Source organism: Desulfatiglans sp. (assembly GCA_012513605.1).
In the GTDB taxonomy this organism is placed as follows: Bacteria; Desulfobacterota; DSM-4660; order Desulfatiglandales; family HGW-15; genus JAAZBV01.
This window is the reverse complement of sequence record JAAZBV010000010.1, coordinates 42903-50165: the sequence shown is the minus strand read 5'-3', so window position 1 is coordinate 50165 and position 7263 is coordinate 42903. Positions and strand designations below refer to the sequence as shown.

The following is a 7263-nucleotide window of genomic DNA, read 5'->3' as shown; positions in this document are numbered from 1 at the left end:
TGTTCCATTTTTTACCTCCTTGACATTTCTTCTATTTGAAGTTTACCCAGATATATTGAACCTTCTCTACCATCAATGCTCAGCCAGTCACCTGTTTTTAGGTGAATCTGTTCTATGGAGCAGCTGCTGTCACGCTCCATGCAGACCAGATTGGGGCTTCCAACCACACAGGTCTTCTCCAGCCTGTGCGCAACTATTGCCGCATGGGAGGTTGACCCTCCTCTTGCAGTAAGCAGCCCATCACTCTCAAATATCTCCTGGATATCGTCAGGGACCGTGTCTCCCCTCACCAGTATCAGTGGTGTTTCAGGCTCGGTTTTCCTGTATGCCCTGATTTCATCAAGATTAAATACCACCCTGCCGCTCATTGCCCCGCCGCTCACCCCTATTCCGTGCCCTATAAACCTTGCGTTTGTCTCAGGCTTACCGACAAATGATAATACCTTTTTGCCATGCCTTATTGCCATGTCACGTGTCTGGAGAAAATAGAGGTCCTTTTCTTTTCCTGATTCAAATGTAAACTCCATCTCCTGGGGGCTCCAGTTTTTCTCATATATAAGCGCGCTCACATAATTCTTCATGGCGTTGTATATCTCAGGAAATGAATTCTGTAATGAACTCTCAACATCCCTGTTTTCAATCTCGGCCTGTCTTTCTGATAGAGGAAGGGTATTCACAAGCCCTGACACAACATCCTCTCCCTGGTTGCCTAATGTATAATCGCCCCACAGGGTCACAAGACCTCCTGAAAGCCTGGGGTTATGTGTAAAGAGAACACCTGAGCCTGAATCTTTTGCCCTGTTGCCAAACACCATTTGCTGGATGATCACTGCTGTTCCCCAGTCATCAGAGAGCTTCATGATTTTACGATATGCCTTTGCCTTGCCTGTATTCCATGACTTCATTACCTTGTCTATTATGATATAGAGCTGCCTGACAGGTGATTCTTCAAGCTTAATGCCTTGTCCTATAATGAAATCTCTGTACTTGAATGAGGTCTCTCTCATCTTTTCACCGGAAAGTTCTATTTTATGGAGTACATTGCGCTCCTCCTTTGCCCTTCCGATAATATCATCGAAGTCATTCCTGTTCAGGCCGAATGCCATACCATATGACTGTAAAAACCTCCTGTAACAGTCCCAGGCAAACCATGCATTCCCTGTAATATCAATAATCCCATGCACTATCTCTTCATTAATCCCGACATTTAAGAATGTGTCCATCATACCGGGCTGTGATATAGGCGCTCCGCTTCTTACAGAGAGGAGCAGGGGTTTTTCAGGGTTGCCGAATAGTCTCCCTGTCTGTTTTTCAATCTCTTTTAGCTCTCTTTCCACCTGTTTCCTGAAATTTATCTCTGCGGGCTCATACCCCTCTATTATCTCCCAGTATCTGTAGACCTCGGTTGTTATAATAAAGCCGGGAGGCACCCTGAAACCATTCTCATGCAGGCTTACAAGGTTATACCCCTTGTTGCCCATGTGTATCACCCCTGAGACAGAGGGGTTGGGGGATACTATGGGTGAGATAGCCTTCTGGGGGTCATAATTGAGGAGCAGGTGCAGTTTTTCATTGGGTAGTTCATCCGCCTGCCTGAAGAGTGTGCTCATGATCCTGGTTAAAAACAGATCCAGTTGCTGAAGACCCAGTGCAAAGGCTATCCTTTCCCTTAAAAAGACCTCTGAGACCCGGTGGGTAAGCCTCTCCCTGTCAAATATCCCGCCCTCAGGGTGATACTTGGGCAGAAGTGATTCTCCGGGAAGCCTTGTTATTATTTTTGTCAGGTTCTCTTCATGAATGGAGTTAAAGTAATCATTTACCAGGTTGCTTACTGCCTGTGAAAATCCCCTGAATATATCGATAAACTGGGTAAATGTGAACCCCCTCACCCTGAGCGAATGGCCGAGGAGATCAAGCTGTTTTTCTATCTCTGATGATATGATCCCGTCAAGCCTCAGTGCTCTGTAAAAAAGTATCAGGTAATCATTGATCCTGAAAAAGGTTTCACGGGTGATCAGGCTAAGGTCAGTATTCTGCACAAGGTCATCAAAAAGGGTGTTAACAAAGGATTCAAGCCTGAATGTCAGGCCAAGGGCATCAAATTTTTTTTCATGATAACTGCCGTACATGGATGGTATATCCACTGTAAAGTGGCGTTTATGATAGATGTCCTCTCTTATGTCATACCTCTCCTGTGAAAGTATTATCCCCTTTAACCTTTCAAGATAAGCAAGGAGATTATTTATCTTTGTATAGGTCTCTTCCTGTTTTAACGCCTCCTGGAGGAGGTTTATTTCAGGGAATGAGCCTGCTGTCAGCTGGTTCACATAGCTTTCCAGTTCAAGTGAATCAATGGAATATTTCTGCACAAGGAGCCTGTAGAGGATAACAGAAAGCTCAAGCCGCTCTTTATCAACAGGCTTAACACCGGTTATCTCTTTTATAGCATTTATATCAAGATCAAGGAGATCCTTTGTGCTATGGAGCCCTTTCTTTTGAAATAGCTCGTTAATCAATTCGTGAACCCCATCAAAATAGGGGCCTTCCTCTTCTATCTGCATGTATATGTCAGGAGGCAGGTACTCCTCAAGGCCACCTCTTTCTTTTGTGAGCCAGAAATGGAGCATTGCCTCCATCAGGCCTATGATCCTGTTGCTGCTTTCAACATGGCTCTGCTTGCGCAGGAAGTGTACTAGTGCATCCTTCCTGAATGTTATTTCGTCTATCCTTGTTGAGATATCCCTGAGCCGTCCCTCTGCCCCTATCTCGTTAAAATAGGCAGGGAAAAGCCTGGTAAGCTGTTTAATAAGGTTGTATACACCTGCAATATCACTGTTGAGCAGGTTTGTGATATCCCGTGGGAAGAGGTCAGTATCCTTTATATATACCCCTCCTATAGAGAGATATATTATCAGGGATGATAACAGTTTTTTTGACCATGCAGGGTTTATTTCAATGATCTCAAGCCATGTCCTGATATTGAGTATATGGGCCATGTTGACCTTTGCCTGCCAGTCATTTCCAACACCTTTGAAATCAGGTGTCTGGAAGCCCAGCTCCATTACGCTCTCAAGAAAAAAGTCGACCAGTTCACTTTCGTCTGTCCTGTAAATTGCATTCCCCATATTTCCAACACAGTTAAGCGCAGTGCCGGGGTAGAGGTTTACACTCTCCTTCAGAATTCCAAAGGTCTTAAGGATCAGAGGCCGAAGATGTTTGGGCTTTTCAGTGTTTATAAGCAGGGTTAAGGTCCTGTTTACCTCCCTGAGAGTCTCTTCATGTATTACATTAAGCCCGTCAGTATTCATGATATGGAATAGAAAGATGAGCTTCCAGTATTGCCCGTGCCCTGTCTCTTCGCCCTTTTTAAAGAGCAGCCTTGGGATCTTCCTGTAATGATCTGCAATCTGCCTGTATCCGGGCAGGTTTATCAGTACATTAAAAAGCCCCTTTTTATCATCCTTAAGTTCGTGGGTATTCTTTTCCAGTGTTTCATTGAGTTTTTTAAGATCCTCGTGTGATACGCTGGCAAAAATCACATCAAGATTTTTTTTTGCCTCAACAGGTATGCCTGCCTCATTTATAAACCATTCCAGAGGGTCCTTATGCCCTGCCCAGAAATCATATGATCTCTTGAGATACCTTATAAGAAGATTATTAGCAGCGGTTAACAGACCATCATCAGTTATTTCAGCTAAGGGCGAGATGATCCGGTTTATCTGGTAAAAGCTTTTCACAAACAGGAGAAATTTGTCATCATCAAGGCTGCATATCTCTGTAAGACCATGCTCAATTACCGGTAAAAAGTCTGCCAGGTTTTCTTTTGCCTCATTGATAATCTTCTGAATGTATACCAGGAGGTTATCAGCCCCATCCTGATAAACTGTTGTATCCTGTGATTCTGTAATGGTGTCAAGAAAGATATCAACAAAAAGGCTTGCGGCTATCGGCCCCTTTTCATGCCCTTTTAAAAGGTGAAAATAATCAAGGGAATAACCCCTAGCCTCTTTTATTATGAATCTCCAGTTTTTATAAGGATGGCACAGCTCTGTTATAAACACCCTGAGGTTGTCAGTAACCCCGGTGTATCTCTCCATAACCTCCATAAGGATATGGTATTCCTCCCGGATAATCACATCAACCCGGCTGCTCTTTATATTTGCCTCAAGGGCGTTTGACGGCATATATCTCTCCGTGTCTGGAGGTTGTTAATTGTAAATGGAAATAATTTTCAAAAGTGGCAAAAGTATAACAGATATCGGTTGAAATATTAAATCAATTTACCAATTATTTTGTTTTTTATGTGATAAAAGTTTCTGCTATTCAGGTTCTTCGTATTATTCATGGTGCAAGGCAATATAAATTTCTCGCTAAATGAATCTATTTAGAATGGTTTTTAGCCTCCTTAAGATTATTAATGATAGGGACTTCCTGTTTGACCAAATCCTTATTCGATTCCCTCTACCTCAATAGCCTCAACCAGTACCCTGGCCGTTCCCTTTTTATAAAATCCCAATCTTTTTGCTGCCCCCGCGCTGAGGTCGATTATCCTGTTATCTACAAAAGGGCCGCGATCATTTACCCTTACTATTATTGACTTCTTGTTTTCAAGATTTGTAACCCTCACATAGAAAGGGAGGGGAAGGTGCTTGTGGGCGGCGTTAAGACCATCAGGTTCAAATGCCTCACCATTAGCGGTCATGTGTCCCCCCTTCTTTTTCATGGTCTCTTTGCCATACCAGGATGCAATCCCCACCTCCCTATATTCACCTGCCTCTTTAAAGGACATGGGTACATATTCTTTGCCATTAACAACATAGGGGGCCATTTTTACACGACCCTGCGCTATTGCCTCTTTTGGAGAGAGGCCATCAATAGACTCAAGCCCCTCATTGGTAAAAGGCCAGTTGAAAGGGGCCTTCACCACATTAAAGGTGAATTCCCCGATTTTATAAATGACCTTTCCTGTGCCATATATTGTTTTTACAGTGAATTTTGTCACCTTGTATGGCGCTGTCACAATGAGATAAGAAGTAGCAATTAAACCGCATGATGAAAAAAGCAAACTGGAAAAACCCAGAACGAGGAATAGACATAATAGCCTTGATGTTTTTAATGATCTCATATCATTTCCAGATTGAATATTTTATTATTGGGTTCGATCTTATTCCCACAGTCAAATTTGATGTTCTGCCTCTCATTGTTAAATATGATAACCATTAGTTATAGTGCCCATACAGAACTTGCCTCATTTTCGACAGATACTGGTTAAGTATAACCTCTCAAACCTGTAATCATTCGATTCAATGCTTTGTTTTGTGTGTATACATCTAATAATGTCTCCTCAAAACGTCTCACCTCTGAAGTATTTTATTCTTTGCCAAACATCTGACATAATCACAAATTGGTATATAGTCCGTGTTCCCTATATTATCGACAATGAATAACCTACAAATTCCGGATTTGTTCCTTTGACACAAAATATTTCTACATGCCAGTGTGGTTGTTAAAATCTGGTGCTTTAATAAATAGTCTTTCAGAAAAAATAATGAATTTGACAGGATGTTATAGTATGTTTCTATTAGCTCATTTGAGTTTATATAATATCCTAAATTTTTAGACACTGCACCATTATGATCCAAAATTAATTCAAAAAGAGAACCTGTGCCCAGATTTGTTATGACGTCACCATAATACTTGGGAATCATATCCCACGGTACACCACGTTTTTAAAGAAGACTGTAGTACTTTTTTCACATTGAGCCTGTCGCGTGTTCATATAACCATCCACAATTATTTTGATACAGAGTTTTTTATTTGCGGGATGCCTTTGGCATTCTCTGTGATGCCCTTCTCTGTTTTTTTCATGAAGTAGTAACCAACAGTCAAGGCCAGTATTATAGATGCTATCCCGATGAGATATAGTCCATTTATATCTTTAAGGTCGAGTATGATAACCTTTCGGGCAATGGCTATAATTGCCACTGACAAGACAACCTCGTAATGCGGTATGCCTTGAGTCAGGTAGGTTTTCATGATTGTTTCCAGTAGTTCAATCCCGATAATAACAAGCATAAAGAGCCCGAATAGTTCCAGCAGTTGGTCAACTGAAAGGATCAGGTAGGGTGGCTGTGATATATCTTTGTAGATAGTCCAGCCCAGATCTATCGTTACAAGCAATAAAACAATAGCCATCATAATCATGAGTATTTGAATTAGAAACCGTTCAAACCTTTTTAGTAAGTCTAGCATGGTTGATTCCTTTCTGCCGGGTTTCTTAGAGTTAGACAGCGGCTCATCAGGGCTCTTTGCTGTAAAACAAGGTGTGTGCCGTACAGGGCACATGTTATTTAGTGTTATTTAGTGAGGGCAAAATATATCACGTGAGTTATAGTTTTGGCAAGTCATAAACCTGCTGTTCAGGCAGTGGCAAAGGGCATTAATAAAACTCTAAATAAGATATTCGGATGTTTGACTCTTTTAACCCTTTATTTGAGTGTTAATATCTTAGATGCCTCTGCTGCTTGGCCCAATGAAGCCTTAGCAAAGGCATATGACCGACAGGCATTTGGGCTTTGACGATTTACCGGCAAATAAACTATTAAAGTTCCAAGCACCCCTGCGAACCAGTTGACATAAGATCGATTCTTTTTAATAATGCCCCATCTTTTCCCAATAATTTGTTTCACCTGTTTTATGTTTATTGATTATTGATATCTGTTTATTGATTATTGTTCATTGTCCAATAATTTTTTAAAGGAGGTTAAGATATGACAGGTTTAAATATTACACTATGGTGAAGGGCTAACCACCCACACCAGCCCTGAGTCATGTGGCAATAATGGGAACATTATAGCTGAAGCGTTGACAAGGGACAGTGCAGGCTGAGTATTGAGCCTCGTAATAGGTTTGAGTTCAAGTGCCGATGTACTTCAATTGTACAGTAGGCAACACCTTATGGACTGTCATGGTAAGGGCTGTAAGGACTTGACTGGGTCGGAGACCTCATGCATGCATGGAAGTCATCTGAGCGGGAATCGGGAGGCCCTGTGTTCATCATACCAGGCTAACGTGTACCCAGTTCAAAATCTGCTAGGTCGGTTATAAGTTAAAGGAGAATAGTATATGTCAGGAGAAATACCCCACAGGAGAGGCCCGCTGTTATTAATTCCACCAGGAATACTTTTAAATCATCAAGTAAAAGCTGATGTCAGATAAGTCTCGCCCTTGTATACCCTCTGCCCACATTTTTTTTTATTTTTT

5 protein-coding genes are annotated in these 7263 nt (G+C 41.7%); 1 reads left to right on the top strand and 4 read right to left on the bottom strand.

Going from position 1 to position 7263, the window contains the following annotated elements:
- Positions 1-11 precede the first annotated feature (11 nt).
- The 4 genes from GX654_01185 to GX654_01170 form a co-directional block, all read right to left on the bottom strand.
- Positions 12-4184 carry a pyruvate, phosphate dikinase gene (locus tag GX654_01185; GenBank protein NLD35464.1) on the bottom strand — a complete coding sequence of 1391 codons (4173 nt, stop codon included), beginning with the start codon at positions 4182-4184 and terminating at the stop codon, positions 12-14.
- Positions 4185-4447: 263 nt separating this feature from the next.
- Positions 4448-5125 (bottom strand): septal ring lytic transglycosylase RlpA family protein, encoded by a 678-nt coding sequence (locus tag GX654_01180; protein ID NLD35463.1) that lies wholly within the window; start codon positions 5123-5125, stop codon positions 4448-4450.
- A 229-nt stretch (positions 5126-5354) separates the two neighbouring features.
- Positions 5355-5708 carry a hypothetical protein gene (locus GX654_01175; GenBank protein ID NLD35462.1) on the bottom strand — a complete coding sequence of 118 codons (354 nt, stop codon included), beginning with the start codon at positions 5706-5708 and terminating at the stop codon, positions 5355-5357.
- A gap of 85 nt (positions 5709-5793) precedes the next feature.
- Positions 5794-6252, bottom strand: coding sequence for a phosphate-starvation-inducible PsiE family protein (locus tag GX654_01170; GenBank protein NLD35461.1), 459 nt, complete (start codon positions 6250-6252; stop codon positions 5794-5796).
- Positions 6253-6396: 144 nt separating this feature from the next.
- Between GX654_01170 and GX654_01165 the strand changes: the two genes are divergently transcribed.
- Positions 6397-6579 (top strand): hypothetical protein, encoded by a 183-nt coding sequence (locus GX654_01165; protein NLD35460.1) that lies wholly within the window; start codon positions 6397-6399, stop codon positions 6577-6579.
- The last annotated feature ends 684 nt before the right edge of the window (positions 6580-7263 follow it).